At 37.9% G+C, this 17,397-nt stretch carries 14 protein-coding genes and 1 tRNA gene; 11 read left to right on the top strand and 4 right to left on the bottom strand.

What is annotated here, in order from left to right; translation table 11 throughout:
* The first annotated feature begins 209 nt into the window (after positions 1-209).
* From BMY50_RS03960 to idi, 10 genes are all read left to right on the top strand, one after another.
* A complete protein-coding gene (locus BMY50_RS03960) occupies positions 210-1,445 on the top strand; it encodes a nucleoside permease (protein ID WP_093318621.1) in 1,236 nt (411 codons plus the stop codon).
* 110 nt (positions 1,446-1,555) lie between these two features.
* Positions 1,556-3,235 (top strand): GMC oxidoreductase, encoded by a 1,680-nt coding sequence (locus BMY50_RS03955; RefSeq protein ID WP_093318620.1) that lies wholly within the window; start codon positions 1,556-1,558, stop codon positions 3,233-3,235.
* Positions 3,236-3,255: 20 nt separating this feature from the next.
* Positions 3,256-4,704 (top strand): Gfo/Idh/MocA family protein, encoded by a 1,449-nt coding sequence (locus BMY50_RS03950; RefSeq protein WP_093318617.1) that lies wholly within the window; start codon positions 3,256-3,258, stop codon positions 4,702-4,704.
* 32 nt (positions 4,705-4,736) lie between these two features.
* Positions 4,737-5,306, top strand: a complete 570-nt coding sequence (locus BMY50_RS03945; RefSeq protein WP_093318616.1) for a gluconate 2-dehydrogenase subunit 3 family protein — start codon at positions 4,737-4,739, stop codon at positions 5,304-5,306.
* 136 nt (positions 5,307-5,442) lie between these two features.
* The gene (locus tag BMY50_RS03940) at positions 5,443-6,360 is read left to right on the top strand and encodes a metal ABC transporter solute-binding protein, Zn/Mn family (RefSeq protein ID WP_093318615.1); all 918 of its coding nucleotides are present in this window, start codon (positions 5,443-5,445) and stop codon (positions 6,358-6,360) included.
* 14 nt (positions 6,361-6,374) lie between these two features.
* Positions 6,375-7,163 (top strand): metal ABC transporter ATP-binding protein, encoded by a 789-nt coding sequence (locus BMY50_RS03935; RefSeq protein WP_093318606.1) that lies wholly within the window; start codon positions 6,375-6,377, stop codon positions 7,161-7,163.
* A 7-nt stretch (positions 7,164-7,170) separates the two neighbouring features.
* Positions 7,171-8,460, top strand: coding sequence for a metal ABC transporter permease (locus BMY50_RS03930; protein WP_093318604.1), 1,290 nt, complete (start codon positions 7,171-7,173; stop codon positions 8,458-8,460).
* 4 nt (positions 8,461-8,464) lie between these two features.
* Positions 8,465-9,349, top strand: coding sequence for a metal ABC transporter permease (locus tag BMY50_RS03925; RefSeq protein WP_093318602.1), 885 nt, complete (start codon positions 8,465-8,467; stop codon positions 9,347-9,349).
* Positions 9,333-10,046 carry a tRNA1(Val) (adenine(37)-N6)-methyltransferase gene (locus BMY50_RS03920; RefSeq protein WP_093318600.1) on the top strand — a complete coding sequence of 238 codons (714 nt, stop codon included), beginning with the start codon at positions 9,333-9,335 and terminating at the stop codon, positions 10,044-10,046. Before BMY50_RS03925 ends, BMY50_RS03920 begins: the two co-directional genes overlap by 17 nt.
* Before the next feature lie 61 nt (positions 10,047-10,107).
* Positions 10,108-10,638 (top strand): isopentenyl-diphosphate Delta-isomerase, encoded by a 531-nt coding sequence (idi, locus tag BMY50_RS03915; RefSeq protein ID WP_093318598.1) that lies wholly within the window; start codon positions 10,108-10,110, stop codon positions 10,636-10,638.
* 100 nt (positions 10,639-10,738) lie between these two features.
* Here the strand turns inward: idi and BMY50_RS03910 are convergent.
* Positions 10,739-10,822 (bottom strand) — tRNA-Leu (locus BMY50_RS03910).
* A gap of 324 nt (positions 10,823-11,146) precedes the next feature.
* Between BMY50_RS03910 and BMY50_RS03905 the strand changes: the two genes are divergently transcribed.
* Entirely contained in the window at positions 11,147-11,581 is a 435-nt protein-coding gene (locus BMY50_RS03905; protein WP_093318596.1) for a DUF2147 domain-containing protein, read from the top strand.
* A gap of 70 nt (positions 11,582-11,651) precedes the next feature.
* Here BMY50_RS03905 and BMY50_RS03900 read toward each other — a convergent pair whose 3' ends face one another.
* Genes BMY50_RS03900 through BMY50_RS03890 form a run of 3 tightly spaced genes read right to left on the bottom strand, consistent with a single transcriptional unit; the run spans position 11,652 to position 17,367 of the window.
* Complete coding sequence (locus BMY50_RS03900; RefSeq protein ID WP_093318594.1) at positions 11,652-14,828, bottom strand: efflux RND transporter permease subunit; 3,177 nt, start codon at positions 14,826-14,828, stop codon at positions 11,652-11,654.
* A 20-nt stretch (positions 14,829-14,848) separates the two neighbouring features.
* Positions 14,849-16,018, bottom strand: a complete 1,170-nt coding sequence (locus tag BMY50_RS03895) for an efflux RND transporter periplasmic adaptor subunit (protein ID WP_093318592.1) — start codon at positions 16,016-16,018, stop codon at positions 14,849-14,851.
* Positions 16,019-16,029: 11 nt separating this feature from the next.
* Positions 16,030-17,367 (bottom strand): TolC family protein, encoded by a 1,338-nt coding sequence (locus tag BMY50_RS03890; protein WP_093323536.1) that lies wholly within the window; start codon positions 17,365-17,367, stop codon positions 16,030-16,032.
* Positions 17,368-17,397: the final 30 nt, after the last annotated feature.

Raw genomic sequence — 17,397 nt, 5'->3', positions numbered from 1 at the left:
TGCGCTCCACCAGAAAAATAATTTTTCCTAACGTATTTTGGTTTTTTTAAAAAATCGCCTACATTTAGTAAATTTTAACTAGCATTTTTCGAGCAGTTTCTTCAAAAATGTATCGTTAAAAGGCTAACATTTAATTATAATAACTTGAAGATTAACAGATAAAACAATTTTTGCAGAATGAGAACTACAAAATTATTCTAAACCTTATTATGAACATAACTACACGTATTAAATTATCATTTATGATGTTCCTTGAGTTTTTTATTTGGGGAGCATGGTTTGTAACACTGGGAACTTTTTTAAATATTAATCTAAATGCTACAGGCCTTGAGAGTGCCAATGTATTTTCCACTCAGTCATTCGGCGCTATCATTGCACCATTTATTATTGGCTTAATTGCCGATCGTTATTTTAATGCAGAAAAAATATTGGGGGTATTGCATTTATTGGGTGCATTCCTTATGTATCAAATGTATAGTGCTTCTAATGTGAGCGTATTCTACCCTTATGTACTAGCCTATATGATTGCCTATATGCCAACATTAGCTTTGGTTAATTCAGTTTCATTTAGACAAATGGATAATCCTGAAAAGGAGTTTTCTTCTATTAGAGTTTGGGGAACTATTGGATGGATAATTGCAGGTCTGGTTATTAGTTACCTATTTCATTGGGATTCAGGTGACAGCCTAAAAGGCGGTGCTTTAAAAAATACTTTTTTGATGGCCGGAATTGCTTCTCTAGTCTTAGGTTTATACAGTTTTATTCTTCCTAAAACCCCACCGATAGCGAGGGAGGCTGGAGAAAAAAGTAGTATATCGGAGATCTTAGGTTTAGATGCTTTAAAACTTTTAAATAAAAAGGATTTCCTTATTTTCTTTATATCTGCTATTTTAATTTGTATACCGCTTGCCTTCTATTATCAAAATGCGAATCCATTTCTGTCAGATATTGGTCTGCCTAATCCAACAGGAAAAATGGCTATAGGTCAAATTTCTGAGGCATTATTTCTTTTGTTACTTCCTGTGTTTTTCAGTCGCTTCGGATTCAAGAAAACTATTCTTTTCGGTATGTTAGCCTGGGCAATTAGATATGCCTTATTTGCTTATGGTAATGCAAATGAATTGTCTTTCATGCTTATTATTGGTATTGCGCTTCATGGCATATGTTATGACTTCTTCTTCGTTTCCGGTCAGATTTACACAGATGCACGTGCTGGCGAAAAATACAAATCATCTGCACAAGGTTTGGTTACATTAGCCACCTATGGCGTGGGGATGTTAATTGGTTTTTGGGTTGCAGGCTTCATTACAGAGTATTATAAAGAAGCTGGTGTATCCAATTTCTGGCAAAGTGTGTGGATTGTGCCTGCATCAATTGCAGCTGTAATCTTTGTCTTATTTTTGGCTTTCTTTAAAGAGGGAAAGAAAGAGACTAGCCCATTATAGCGCTCTTTTTTTAACTTTAAGTTTAATAAGACACAATAAGGAGCTTATATATTAAGTTAATATAACTAACTAAAATAACTACTAAAACAACAAAATAAACTAAATCAATTATGGCAGACAATGTATATGATGCGATAGTAATCGGATCAGGTATCAGCGGAGGCTGGGCGGCCAAGGAATTAACTGAAAAAGGTTTAAAAACCATCATGTTAGAGCGTGGCATGAATATCGAGCACGTTAAAGACTATGAAAGCCCGAATAAAAACCCATGGGATTTTCCACATAGGGGCGGTAGAACACAGAAAATGATTGAAGACTACCCGGTGTTAAAACGCGATTATCCGCTTAATGAAACAAACCTTAACTGGTGGGTAAATGAAAAAGAAAGTCCATATGTAGAGGTAAAGAGGTTTGACTGGTATCGTGGCTATCATGTGGGAGGACGTTCCCTTATGTGGGGTCGGCAAAGTTATCGCTGGAGCGATCTCGATTTCGAAGGGAATGTCAAAGATGGAGTTGCTATAGATTGGCCCATTCGTTATAAGGATATCGCGCCATGGTATAGTTATGCTGAAAAATTTGCAGGTATAAGTGGAAATAAAGACGGGTTGGATGTATTACCTGACGGTGATTTCATGCCTCCAATGGATATGAATGTCGTTGAAAAGGATGTCTCTGCAAGAATCAAGCAGCTTTATGGTGGCAAAAGACATTTTATTATTGGCCGTACTGCTAACATTACAGTTCCACATAATGGTAGAGTGAATTGTCAATACCAAAATAAATGCTGGCTAGGATGTAATTTTGGTGCCTATTTCAGTACACAGTCTGCTACTTTACCAGCAGCAGTAAAAACTGGAAATCTAACAGTTAGACCTTGGTCCATTGTAACCAAAATAATTTACGATAAAGACACGAAAAAAGCGAAAGGAGTTGAAATTCTAGACGCCCAAAATAATCAAACCTATGAATATTTTGCGAAAGTGATATTTGTAAATGCCTCAGCATTAAATTCTGCTTGGGTATTAATGAATTCTGCAACAGATGTTTGGGAGGGTGGTTTAGGTAGCAGTAGTGGCGAATTGGGCCATAATGTTATGGATCACCATCTCGGCGTAGGAGCCAGTGGCCGTGTTGAAGGGTTCGAAGACAAATACTACTTTGGCAGACGTGCAAACGGGCTTTATGTACCACGCTTCCAAAATGTGGGAGATGATAAACGTGATTACTTAAGAGGTTTTGGTTACCAAGGCGGCGCCAGCAGGCAAGGATGGAGTAGAAATATAGCAGAAATGAACATCGGTAGCGAACTTAAGGATCAGCTTAGCGAACCCGGATCATGGTCGATGGGTCTCGGTGGATTTGGAGAGATCTTACCTTATCATGAAAATAAGATTACACTTGATAAAGAGAAAAAGGATAAGTGGGGTCTTCCTGTGCTTGCTTTCGACGTTGAAATAAAGGAAAATGAAGTTAAGATGCGTAAAGATATGGCCGAAGAAGCAAAAGCCATGTTGGAAGCCGCAGGTGTAAAAGATGTGTTTACATATGACCGTGAATATGGTTTTGGTCAAGGAATTCATGAAATGGGAACAGCACGAATGGGAAAAGATCCCAAAACGTCCGTTTTAAATGCTAACAACCAAGTTTGGGATGCATTAAACGTTTTTGTAACTGACGGTGCTTGTATGACCTCTGCTGCTTGCGTAAATCCATCATTAACGTATATGGCTTTAACAGCCAGAGCGTCAGATTTTGCAGTGAATGAGCTAAAAAAAGGAAATCTTTAATTACCCAATTATTATAAATCATGTCTGATACTAATAGTAAAAAAACAAATGAATCAAGACGGAATTTCATAAAGGCAGGAGCGATGGCTGCAGCTGGTTTTATGATCGTTCCAAGGCATGTACTGGGAGGTACAGGCTTTATTTCTCCAAGCGATAAATTGCAAGTCGCAGGTATTGGTGCTGGAGGAAAAGGATCCAGTGACATTAATGCGTTCTTTGGAAGTGGTAAAGCTGATATTGCGTTTTTATGTGACGTCGATGATAGGCGTGCTGCAGGCTCCGTGAAAAAATTCCCTAAAGCAAAATATTACAAGGATTATAGGGAAATGCTTGACAAGGAACACAAAAATATAGATGCTGTTTCTGTTTCAACGCCCGATCATAATCATGCCATACAAGCCCTCGCTGCCATGCAACTAGGTAAGCACGTTTACGTTCAAAAACCACTTACGCATGATGTGTGGGAAGCACGGATACTAACCGATGCTGCAAAAAAATATAAGGTTGTTACACAGATGGGGAATCAGGGTGCTTCAAATGATGGACCTAGGCAGGCGCGTGAATGGTATGAAGCCGGCATCATAGGAGATGTGCATACTGTATATTGCTGGACGGACAGACCTGTTTGGCCACAAGGTATTCCTTGGCCAACCCAAAAAGCTGAAATCCCTAAAGAATTAAATTGGGATTTATGGTTAGGTACAGCACCGCAAAAAGATTATGTTGACAAATTAGTTCCATTTAATTGGCGAGGATGGTGGGATTACGGAACTGGAGCGCTAGGTGATATGGGGTGCCATTTGTTAGAATTGCCCTTTAGCATGCTTGGGCTCACTTATGTACAGGATGTACAAGCGAGTGTTGGTACCGTATATGTGGATGAATTTAAACGTGGATATTTCCCCGAAAGTGGTCCACCGTCCAGCCACGCTACATTAACCTTTCCAAAAACGGAAAAAACGACGGGACCAATCACCTTACATTGGATGGATGGTGGTATCCAACCAGAAAGGCCAGCAGAGTTAGAGCCAAATGAAATTTTTGGCGATGGCGGAAACGGTATTTTAGTTATTGGTACGAAAGGTAAAATATTAGCTGATACGTATGGTAAAAATGCGCGTTTACTTCCAACCTCTAAAACGGCTACTGTAAATGTTCCGAAGAAATACGATAGGGTTGCAGGACAGGAAGGCGGGCATTATGCTCAATGGGTAGAAGCATGTTTGGCAGGATATGGCAAGAAACAGGTAAGTTCTCCTTTTGAAATTGCCGGACCTTTAACAGAGGCTTTATTAATGGCTAATCTAGCTATTAGAGGTGCTGATTTGAAAGTTAACGATCAATATCCTGGACGAAACATAAAACTGCTTTGGGATAATAATGCGATGAAAGTGACTAATTTTGATGACGTTAATCAATTCGTTAAGCGCAATTATCGTTCTGGCTGGGATATTAATTATAAATTGTAACACAACACCCATATACTAAACGGATTTAAGATATGAATAGAAGAGAAGCCTTAACCCGAGTAGCTTGGATCATGGGAGGTACCGTAATAGGTGCTAACCTTTTCCTTGAAGGCTGTACTCGCCCTGCATCTAAGGATGTGGAAAGTTTGTTCAAAGAAGAGCAGATTGATTACCTTGGGGATATTGCAGAAACTATCCTACCTAAAACATCAAGTCCAGGTGCTAAGGAAGCTGGCGTTGGTGCTTTTATTCCTGTAATGGTAAGAGATTGTTATACTACAGAAGATCAAAAGATCTTCCTAGAAGGACTAAGTAAATTGGAAGAAACTTCTAAAAGCAAGTTTAGCAAGACGTTTCAAGAATTGAGCCCAGAGGAGAGAACAAGCCTTCTTACAGAAATTGATAAAGAAGCCAAAGATTACGCTAAGAATAAAAAAGAAGGAGAGCCTAACCATTATTTTAGTATGATTAAGCAACTTACGCTCTTAGGGTTCTTTACTTCCGAATTGGGTGCAACAAAAGCACTTCGATATGTGAAGATACCAGGTCGCTATGATGGTAATTTTCCTTATAAAAAAGGCGATAAAGCTTGGGCTACATAAATACAATCGAATTAAACCGTATTTAAAAAGAGCAATCAATAAGGTTGCTCTTTTTTTTGCATGTTAAAATAGCTATACATATATTGTTAGATTAACCTAATTTTTATACTTTTGTATATCTATCTTTTAGAAAAGTATGAGAAATTTATATCAATCATTTGGAATTCTTTTATTATGTCTGTTTTGGGGTGGCTGTACTCAAGTACCAGAAAAAAAAGATAGGTTATATATCGTAACAACAACAGGTATATTAGCTGACGCAGTCAAAAATATTGTTAAAGATTCAGCCTATGTGCAAACTATTATGGGTGCCGGGGTCGACCCTCATGTCTATAAAGCGAGCCAAGGTGATCTTGAAAAATTCTTGCAAGCAGATTTGATTATTTACGGTGGCCTGCACTTAGAAGGCAAACTAACAGAAGTATTAAATAAATTAGGGAGAACAAGACCGGTATTAGGTGTGGGAGATGAATTACCTAAAGCACTTGTACGCACGGATAGCTCTTTCGCTACTGCTGTAGATCCTCATATATGGTTTGATATTAAAATTTGGGCAGAAGTGGTTGACTTAATAGCAAAAAAAATAATCTCTCTTGATAAAAAGCATGCAAACTTCTATAAAGCTAATGCCAGTAGTTATATAGAAACCTTATTGTTACTAGATAAAGAAGTTAAAAATATGATAAGTGCAATTCCTGTTCATAAGAGAGTAATGATTACTGCACACGATGCCTTTAACTATTTTGGGAGCGCCTATAACATTGAAGTAATGGGATTACAAGGGATATCAACGACAGCAGAATTTGGTTTACGTGATGTTTCCAAACTGGTGACTTTTATTTTAGAACGCCAAATAAATGCGATCTTCTTAGAAACTTCTGTCTCTGATAGAGCAATTAAAGCTGTAATAGCAGGTGTGAATGAAAAAGGTGGGAAACTCCTAATCGGTGGAAATCTCTTTTCTGATGCTATGGGAGCTTCAGGAACACCCGAAGGCACATATATAGGTATGGTAAAGCATAATGTCAATACAATAGTAAAGGCTTTAAAATAGTCAAATAAATAATAATGAAAGAAGATATAGTAGATCCCGTATTAGAGATACACGATCTCACCGTTAGCTATTCAAGAAAACCCGTTTTATGGGATATTGATTTTTCATTGCCAAAAGGATGCATAGCAGGTATAATAGGCCCAAATGGTGCCGGTAAATCCACGCTAATAAAAACAATAATGGGAGTTATTCCTTCATCTAGCGGATACATTAAAATATTTGATCAAACCTTAAACGCCGTTAGAAGCAGAGTTAGTTATGTTCCGCAAAGAGAATCAGTAGACTGGGATTTTCCCGCTTCTGTGTTAGATGTAGTACTTATGGGCCGGTACGGAAAACTTGGATTATTTAAAAACACAAACAAGCAAGATAAAAGAATTGCTTTGGAATGTTTAGAAAAAGTAGGGCTTCAAGATTACACTAAAAGGCAAATTTCACAACTTTCCGGTGGGCAACAACAACGTGTCTTTCTGGCAAGGGCTTTAGCACAGGAAGCTGATTTATATTTAATGGACGAACCTTTTGCAGGTGTAGATGCCGCTACCGAAAAAGCTATCATAGAGATTTTAAGAGAGATGGCTAATAAAAATAAAACCATTATCGTTGTACATCATGATCTGCAATCTGTTGTAAATTACTTTGATTGGGTAATCCTGATCAATATGAGATTAGTGGCTTCGGGTCCTACTCAAAAAGTTTTCAATAATAAACTTATACAAGAGGCCTATGGTGGCAAATTAACTTTATTAACTGAAATAGGTAATATTCTGGAAGAAAGGCAAATACCTCCAAGAGAAAAATAATACAGTTATGGATGATCTCGTCACTTTTTTTTCTTTTTCAGATCCAAATATTCGTTACGTAGTTTTTGGTTCAATTCTTTTAGCAGCAAGTTCTGCTATCGTAGGTTGCTTTACTTTGTTGAAAAAAAAGGCTTTGGTAGGTGATGCAGTCGCTCATTCGGTTTTACCGGGGGTATGTGCAGCTTTTTTATTTACGGGAACTAAAAATATTTCTTTCCTTATTTGCGGGGCGTTCTTTACGGGGTGGATGTCTTTACTTCTTATAGATTATATTGTGGCTCACTCCAAAATAAAAAAAGATACAGCCATAGGATTGGTACTATCTGTTTTTTTTGGTGCGGGGATTGTTTTATTAACCTTTATACAACAGTCAGGCAACTCTTCTCAAAGTGGATTGGATAGTTTTATTTTTGGAAAAGCTGCTGCACTCGTTGGTACAGACCTGGTTACTTTTGGAGTAATAGCTATCATTTTACTCGTTATAGTTTCTGTCTTTTTTAAGGAATTAACATTAGTGGCTTTTGATGAGAATTTTGCTAAAAGTTTAGGTTTCCCTGTGAAAAGTTTGGATATGTTGCTTACCACTTTGACAGTTCTTGCGGTTGTAACTGGAATAACAGCTGTAGGGGTGGTACTTATGGCTGCTATGCTCATTACACCTGGTGCGGCTGCAAGGTATTGGACTGATAACATACGTAAAATGGTTATTATCGCTGCTATTTTTGGAGCCCTATCTGGTATTTTGGGTGCTTACATATCTTATGTTGCTCCTTCTATGCCTACCGGACCATGGATGGTAGTTACCTCTTCTTTTATAGCGGTAATTTCATTTTTCTGTGCACCAAAGAAAGGCATTTTCGCTAAATGGGTTAGAAACAATGTTAATAAGACAACTATGAGAGATGAAAATACGTTGAAAGCATTCTATCATTTAGGCGAGCGCGATGAAGATTTTGAACTGCCTAGAAGTATGGCAACGCTTGCTGATAAACAAAGGATAGGGGAGAAGCAGCTTAAGAAAAGTCTAATAAGCCTTTGTTCTAAAGGTTTAATTAAAGAAACAGAAGAAAAATGGATACTTACAAAAACAGGAGTGCAAGATGCTGCCAGGATTATTAAGTTACATAGATTATGGGAATTATACCTGACAAATTATATGCATATAGCACCAGACCACGTACATGATGATGCTGAAACAATAGAGCATATTATTACGCCCGAAATCGAAAATGAATTAGAACATCTATTGGGTTATCCGAGTGACGATCCACATAAACAGAAAATTCCAAGATTATAATTTCATGATAGCTTTTTGGATTATATTAACAGGTAGTTTGGTAGCCATTTCTTGCGGCTTATTAGGTAGCTTCCTTATTTTGCGTAAGATGAGCATGATTGGAGATGCAATAAGTCATGCGGTATTACCTGGAATCGTAATCGCTTTTTTACTCAGCGGAAATAGAGAACCTTTATCGATGCTTTTAGGTGCTGGTTTCTTTGGTCTTCTAAGCACTTTTATAATTGAATATCTGCATCAAAAGGCCAAGTTACAAACAGATGCTGCTATAGGAGTTACTTTTACATTGTTATTCGCAGTCGGCATTATCCTTATTAGTGTGTTCACGGGAAAAGTTGATATAGATCAGGATTGCGTGCTATATGGTGAAATAGCTTATGTGCCGATTGACTTGTGGATACTTGATGACGGAACAATTATGGGGCCTAGACCCATATATATATTGTCCACTGTATTAGTTCTCATTGTTTTATTTATAACTATTGGTTATAAACATTTAAAGATTGGCACATTTGATCCTGCTTTTGCTACAGCCATTGGAATTCCAACGGTATTATGGCATTACTTACTCATGGGAGCAGTGTCTATTACAACGGTTGCTTCATTTGAGTCAGTCGGATCTATTCTCGTTGTGGCTTTTCTAATCGGACCACCTGCAACCGCTTATTTACTGACAGATGATCTAAAAAAGATGTTGATCATTACTTGCATACTTGGTGTTTTAATATCTTTTTTCGGTTATTGGTTAGCTTATTGGCTCAACGCATCCATCGCAGGTTGCATGACAGTGCTTTTAGGTGTTTTTTTTACTATTGTATTTATCTTTGCGCCCAACACAGGTATCTTAGCTAAAAAGTTAAAAAGCAACAAGAATGCGATCTCTATTTAGGTTTAAACAATTTGATGTAGATCAAACAGACTGCTCTATGAAAATTAATACTGACGGAGTCTTGCTTGGAGCGTTAGCGGAGAAAAAAAATGCTAATCGGATTTTAGACATTGGTACTGGTACTGGAGTAATCGCATTAATGATGGCTCAACGTTATTCTGATGCTACTATTGATGCAATAGATATTGATGAACAGAGTTCCATGTTAGCCCAACGTAATTTTAAAAACTCTATTTTCTTTCCACGGATAAATAATCACCATATATCTTTTCAAAACTTTAGCCATCAATCTACATACGATCTTATTGTCAGCAATCCTCCATTTTTCACTAATGCACTTAAAAATCCAGATCGGCGAAAATCGAATGCGCGGCATACCTCCTTCGAATTTTATGATCAATTATTGGAAAAAGCTAACTGGTGGCTTAATGATGACGGTTCAATACAATTAGTATTGCCACCAAAACTCGCTGAATATATTGTAAATAAAGCCATCACGGCGTTTGGGTTTAAACATCAAAAAACAATCGGACTAAGGTCTTTTGTAAACAGTGAACCATACAGAGAAATAATAGCTTTAGTTAAAACAGATAATAACCTAACCACATCTCATGAATATCTCACGCTTTATAAAGACAAAGGCGTTTATTCTGCAGCGTATAAAGAAATTTTGAAACCCTTTTTTATCAACTTTTAAGTATAGACAAAAAAATGGATGATTTTTTTGCAGATCCTTTTTATTTATGTAATTTACTTATATGAGGGAAGTTATCTTAGTAAATTCGAATGATCAAGAAATAGGTAGTATGGAGAAGCTCGAAGCGCATCAAAAAGGATTATTGCATAGAGCTTTTAGTGTTTTCATTTTTAATAATAAACATGAATTATTATTACAAAAAAGAGCATTAGATAAGTACCATAGCGGAGGGCTCTGGACGAACACTTGTTGTAGCCACCCCTCCCCAGGCGAAGACATTGTAGCTGCCGCTGAACGCAGATTAACGGAGGAAATGGGTATACACGCCGACTTGCAGATTGTTTCTTCATTTATATATAAAGCTGAATTTGAAAATGGTTTGATAGAGCATGAGTTTGATCATATACTCGTTGGCTATTATAACGACAGAGTTGAAACAAACTCAATTGAAGTGATGGACTACAAATGGGTTGGCATTACAGATTTAAAAGAGGCAGTATCAAAATACCCTAATGAATTTACGATATGGTTTTTGAAAATTTATATACAAGTATTTCAGAGATACATTGACACGTATATAAATCCAAGATGAACATAACCTAAATCTTCTTTTTTTAGTACAATCGTTAGGCGTTTAAAAGTATATGAGACAAAAAAAGCAAATGAGATAATGCTCATTTGCTTACACATTGTGCGGAAGAGCAGATTCGAACTGCCACGCCCCTAAGAGCGCCACCCCCTCAAGATGGTGCGTCTACCAATTTCGCCACTCCCGCAAAGAGTCCATTTTATCTTGACGTTCCAATACTAAAATAGTTTGAACTCTCAAGAGTTAAGTTCAGTAACATGTAGAATTATGATGTTCAAGATTCCACAATAATAAACTCGCCTGCAAATATAGTACTTGTATTCGGTTCATAAAATTTTATTAGACGGCTTTTTTTAATTTGTTAGCACACAATAGCTTATTTTTTGGCAGGCAGATGAAACATTACATACAAAGAATGGTTATGTCAATAATAATATTATTATTTTTTATGCATACATAGTATTTATTATATTTATTGATCATATTAATATTTACAAGTTAAAAACCGGTTATGAAAAGAATACTTTTAATTTTTACGCTAGCAATTTTTAGCTTACCAGTATTTTCGCAGAACAACGATTTAATTTTAGGTAAATGGCAAAATCCGAGCGGAGAGGGGAGAATTGAAATTACCAAAAAAGGAGAGAAATATTATGGAAAGCTGTACTGGCTGAAAGAACCTAATGACGAAGCAGGCCAGCCCAAAAAAGATATTAAGAATCCTGATGAAGCCAAGCGGGAAAGATTGGTACAAGGACTTCAAATCTTGGAAGGATTTACCTCAAACGGAAAGGGTATCTATGAGAATGGAACCATCTATGACCCAAAGTCAGGAAAAACATATAGTTGTAAAATGACCATTAAAGGAAATGACAAGTTAGATATAAGAGGTTTCGTTGGCATTAGTATTTTAGGACGAACTGAAACCTGGAAAAGAGTTAAATAAAAAAAGGACCGGTAATATATATTCACCGGTCCTCGCATTTTATTATTACAACAAATTTGGAAAAGGCATTTTAATCTTCCGAATGAAGCATATCCTTATGATCATCTGGATTATAATTAGCTTGTAGCTCGGCTAATTTTTTCTTACCATATGCTAAACGTGTTATTAACACAAACAGTACTGGTACAATAAAAATCGCCAATAATGTTGCTGCTAACATTCCGCCAAATACTGTCCATCCAATGGTTTGACGAGACATCGCGCCGGCACCGCCTGATAGCATCAAAGGAATGATACCCAAAATGAAGGCCATAGACGTCATGACGATGGGACGCAATCTTAATTTAACGGCATCCATCGTTGCTGCAATCAGCTCCATTCCCATATCAACCCGCTCCTTAGCAAACTCCACAATCAAGATAGCATTTTTTGCCGCCAGCCCAATTAAGGTCACCAAGCCAATTTGCGCATAAATGTTGTTATCCAGTCTAGGTAGAAACGTAAGTGCTAAAATAGCACCAAATACACCTACCGGAACAGACATTAGAATGGAGAAAGGAACAGACCAACTCTCATACAGCGCGGCAAGTAAAAGAAATACGAAAATAAGACAGAGTGCAAAGATCATCACAGTTTTATTCCCTGCTTCTTTTTCTTGCAGACTTAGCCCGGCAAAGCTTGTTGTGTAACCACTTGGCAAGGTTTGGGCAGCTACTTCTTCAAGTGCCGTCAAAGCGTCACCACTACTATACCCGGGAGCTGCATTTCCAGTTACCTCAATCGAACGGAAAATGTTGTGGTGATTAATGATGGAAGGATTCTCAATTACCTTATAATTTACTAGCGTCCCTAATGGAACGGCCGTTCCTACCGTATTTTTCACATAGAGATTATTAATGTCTTCTATATGTTTACGATAATTGGTATCTGCTTGCGTCACTACCCTAAATGTACGGCCATACAACACAAAATCATTGATGTAACTACTGCCGAAGTAGGTCGAAATAGTACTGTAAATTGAATTAATAGGAACACCCATTTTCCTTGCTTGCTCTCGATTCACTTCTACCTTATAGTTAGGTGTTTTCGTGTTAAATAGGGTGTAAGCCATTGCAATTTCTGGTCTTTGATTGGCAGCCCCTAAGAATTTACCTACAATTCCTTCAAACGCTTTAATATCGCCTGCTTGTTGCTCTTGGATTTCGAGCGTGAAACCACCAGTGGTACCCAAACCAGGGATTGGAGGTGGGGAGGCAGCAAACAACGCTCCTTTACTGTTAGCGCCGAATGTAGCCATCAGTTGCCCCGTAATTTCATTGACACTACGATGGCGTTGCTCCCATGGTTTTAGCTGCACAAAACAAGTTGCAGCACTTGATTTAAACGCCCTATTCAAGATATTAATACCAGAGATGGCAGTAATATTCTGTATCTCAGGTATCTCTTTTTGAACATATTTCGTGATTTCATCTAAATATGCGTTGGTTCTGGCGGCAGAAGACCCTTCGGGTAAAGAGATTCCCATAAAAAACACACCTGCATCTTCCTGCGGAATAAAACCACTTGGCTTCGCAGTAAACAGGCCATAAGTGCCTACAAAGATGCAGACAAGGATAATCATAACAAATGGTGTTTTTCTAATGCACCATTGAACACCTTTAGAATATTTTTGGGTTGTCCGATGGAACCACGTGTTAAATAAATAGAAAAGTCTATTCAAACCCCTTGAGTCTTTGTCTAACTTCATTGGTTTTAACATCAACGAACAAAGCGCGGGCGTAAGTGAAAGCGCAATGAAAGCAGATAGTAAAACGGATACAGCAATCGTAATGGCAAATTGCTGATACAATTTACCCACCATCCCTGGTATAAAGCCAACGGGTACGAATACCGCTGCTAATATTAACGCAATGGCAATAACCGGGGCTGTGATATCTTTCATTGCCTTTCGGGTTGCATCTTTTGCAGAAAGCCCTTCACTATCTATATAATGCTGGACCGCTTCAACCACCACAATGGCATCATCCACCACAATACCGATGGCCAATACGAATGCGAGCATCGTCAGTGTATTGATCGAAAACCCGAACAAAATGAAGAAGATAAACGTACCAACAATAGATACTGGAATTGCCAATACCGGAATTAACGTTGCTCTCCAACTTTGTAGAAAGACAAAAACAACAACGGTTACCAATACCAGTGCCTCCACTAGCGTATGAATAACAGAGCTAATAGAAGCTTTTACCATGGAGATAGTCTCATAGCTGACTACATAATCCATGTCGTTTGGAAAGGATTTTTTTAAGGTTTCCAGGGCTTGTTCAATTCCTTCAGCTGTTTCGACCGCATTACCACCAGGCATTTGGTTAATCATCATCATCGATGCCACTTGGCCATTAACTTTGGAAGAGGTAGCATAGGCAAATTCACCTAACTCGATACGCGCTACGTCTTTCAGATAAACTAGGGAACCATCTGTGTTCGTTTTAACAATAATACTTTCAAATTGTTCTGGAGTAATCAGGTCGCCATCTAGAATTACGTTAAACTCAAAAGCTTGTGTAGAAGCTTGTGGTTTTGCACCTACACTACCACCTGGGATACGCAAATTCTGCTCTTGAATGGCTGCACTAATATCGCTAGGAGTAAGGCTGAGACGAGATAATTTATCAGCATCGAGCCATACACGCATACTAAATGGTTGCCCAAAGGACTGCACATCACCCACGCCAGGAACACGTAACAATGCATCCTTTACATATATTTGAACATAGTTTGATAGGAACTTCTCGTCATGAGTGCCGTTTGGAGACACGAGGCCAGCTACCATCAATATATCATTATTCGCTTTACGCGTAATCACACCTAAACGTCTAACCGCTTCCGGCAATGCAGGCTCCGCAATTCCCACCCGATTCTGAACGTCAAGGGTAGCAATATCAACATCCGTACCGACATCGAAAGTAACCGTTATCGACGATCTTCCATCAGATGTACTGTTCGATTGAAGATAAGTCATACCTGGCGTACCATTTATTTGACTTTCAATAGGCGTTGTTACGGTCTGCTCTACTGTAGCCGCATCGGCACCGGTATAGGTACCTGTTACCGTTACAGTTGGTGGGGCTACATCTGGATATTGGCTAATAGGAAGGGTAGTAATGGCAATTGCACCTATAATAACTAATAGTATAGAAATGACAATTGCAGTTACCGGCCTTTTAATAAATACTTCAGATATCATATTTCGCTTTTTATAATCTTTTATTTCTTACTTGGACCTTTTTCCTGTGGCGCTCCCTGTCCTTCTGCTGCAGCCTTACTTTGGTCTACTATTTTCGCGCCTTGTTGAAGATTCTGGGTTCCCTCAGTAACAATCTGTTCACCTGCTTTCAATCCTTCATTGATAACGACTTTGTCGCCCATTTTCAATCCTAGTTTAACCGGCTGTTGAACAACCGTACTGCTATCTGTTACAACAAATACAGTAAACTCACCCAATTGCTCTGATACCGCTTGATACGGGATAACAGGCATTTTTACCATCGAAGTATTTGCAACCATTACATTTGTGTTCATTCCTGCTCGTAAAATATTATTTGTATTTTCAAAAGAGGCACGCACAGTGATTGTTCCGGTAGACGGGTCAACGGCACGATCTATTGCACTTACCCGACCTGGACTACTGTATGTTGTGTTTCCAGATAACTGAAGGGTAATAACCGAATCTTTTAAAGTAGAAGAACTATGCTGAATATCTACGAAACGTTTGATATCGCGTTCATTAACAGGGAAGTCAACCGCAATAGGATTAGTTGAAGACACCGTATTTATTAATGTCGTACCAGCGGAGACTAAAGCACCGTTGCGCACTTGAGAAATACCAATGGTACCATTGAAAGGAGCTCTTATGATAGATCTTTCTAAATCGGTTGTAGCAGATGTCATCGCAGCTTTAGCCGATAGAACTTGTGCTTGCGCGTTATTTAAGTCGGTAAGTGCATAATCTAATGTTTGCTTAGCTATCGCATCTTGTTCTGCTAATCTTTTGTAACGCTCCACGTCACGGTTTACTTTATTTAAATTCGCTTCAGCTATCGCTACATTTGCTTTTGCTTGCTCCTGAGCAGCTTGATAACGAGTACGATCTATTTCATAAAGCTTTTGCCCTTTCGTAACAGTAGCGCCATCTTGCACTAAAATGGCAGTAATATAACCATTCACTTCTGCACGGAGTTCAGTCTGGTTAAGCGCTACAACAGTGCCTGGATAGTTGTTAACACCTGTTACTATTTCTTCTGGTACCACAGCAATAGCTACTGGAACAGGCCCGGCTGCTGGTCTACCCTGACCTTGCTGATTTTTATTGCCACAGGAAGATATAATCAAACCTCCTGATATAATAGCTAAAAAATGTATTAAATTTCTATTCATGTTATTTCGTTTTATTGCTGATTAAAAGATATGTTACCTAAGGCTTGTTGTACATCAAGCTTACCTGAAAGAACGGCATATAGTGCATTTAAATAATTTATTTGCGTAGTTCTAAGATCTGTTTCGGCTGTCATTAAGTCGAGATAAGTTTTTATTCCTTCGTCATATTGTAACTTAATGGTATTATATACCTCTTTAGACAATTCAACATTTTCTTTAGCAGTTCTCCAATCATTGAGATTCGCCTTATATGTGGCCATTGCTTGTTGGTGTTGTGTATTAATTTGATTTTTTAGATTAATAATATCCCAATCAATTCTTTCCTCCTGTAATTTTGATTTTTTAATCTCCTGAATGCGTTTAGTCCCTTGGAAAATAGGCATAGACAAGGTTACGCCAAGAACAGATCTAGGATAGTCTACATCATAAAGATTTGAGAACCCGCTATTTGTCCGCCAGTCCCAAGCATAATTATAGAAGGCGGATAAATTAGGTAAAAAGGTCCACTTGTTATATTGTGTATTTATATGCTGTATTCGTTGCTGCGTTAATAGCTGTTGATATTCAATTCTTCTTTCGAACTCGAGAAGTTGCGTAGTATCTACTAACATTTCACCCTCCATGGCTTTTCCATCGTACGATAACTGTAAAGGCTGACTTACAGTAACGCCTACTAATTCCTTTAAATAAGCATACTTGTATTTAAGCATTTCCAACCTGCGTTTCTTTTCTGCTTCCGTATTACTTAGCGTAATCTGAGCTCTTTTATAATCTGTCTTGTCAACAAGCCCTGTCTCATATCTTGCATTAGCGTCAGCCAGTTGCTTTTTAATTCTCGAAATATTTTCGTCGATAATTTTTATTTGTTCTTCGCTCGTTAAAACGTCATAAAATGCTTTACTTACTGCAACCGTAATATTAATCCGACTACTCTCTGTATTCTGTGCATTCTGAAGTCTTACATATCTTGCTGCTTTTGACGCTTGTATTAAAGATGGATCTAATATCTTTTGATCTGCTTGTAATACTAAAGCCGATGTATGCTTTTGGCCAAATTGAATTACCTGATCGCCAATAACATTGGTAGGAATTTTAACATTATAATTATAAGAGGCGTCTGCGCTTATCTGTGGAAACCAACCCGACAATGCAGATGCTATATCTTTTTTTCCAATTTCCTCGTCGATCAATGCTTGCTGAACAGTCGCCTGATTCTTTAACGCATAATCTATACACTCTTGTAAAGTTGCATTTTGCGAAATGCTATTGTTTACTTTTACAGTATCTTGGGCCTTACTGTTAAAACCGGTAAACAACAAAACTAATAAACTAAAATAGGTATACTTCATATGTAATTTATAAACTGTCAATAGAGTTTT

Source organism: Olivibacter domesticus (assembly GCF_900109575.1).
Lineage (GTDB): Bacteria > Bacteroidota > Bacteroidia > Sphingobacteriales > Sphingobacteriaceae > Olivibacter > Olivibacter domesticus.
This window is presented reverse-complemented; position numbering and strand designations above follow the sequence as displayed.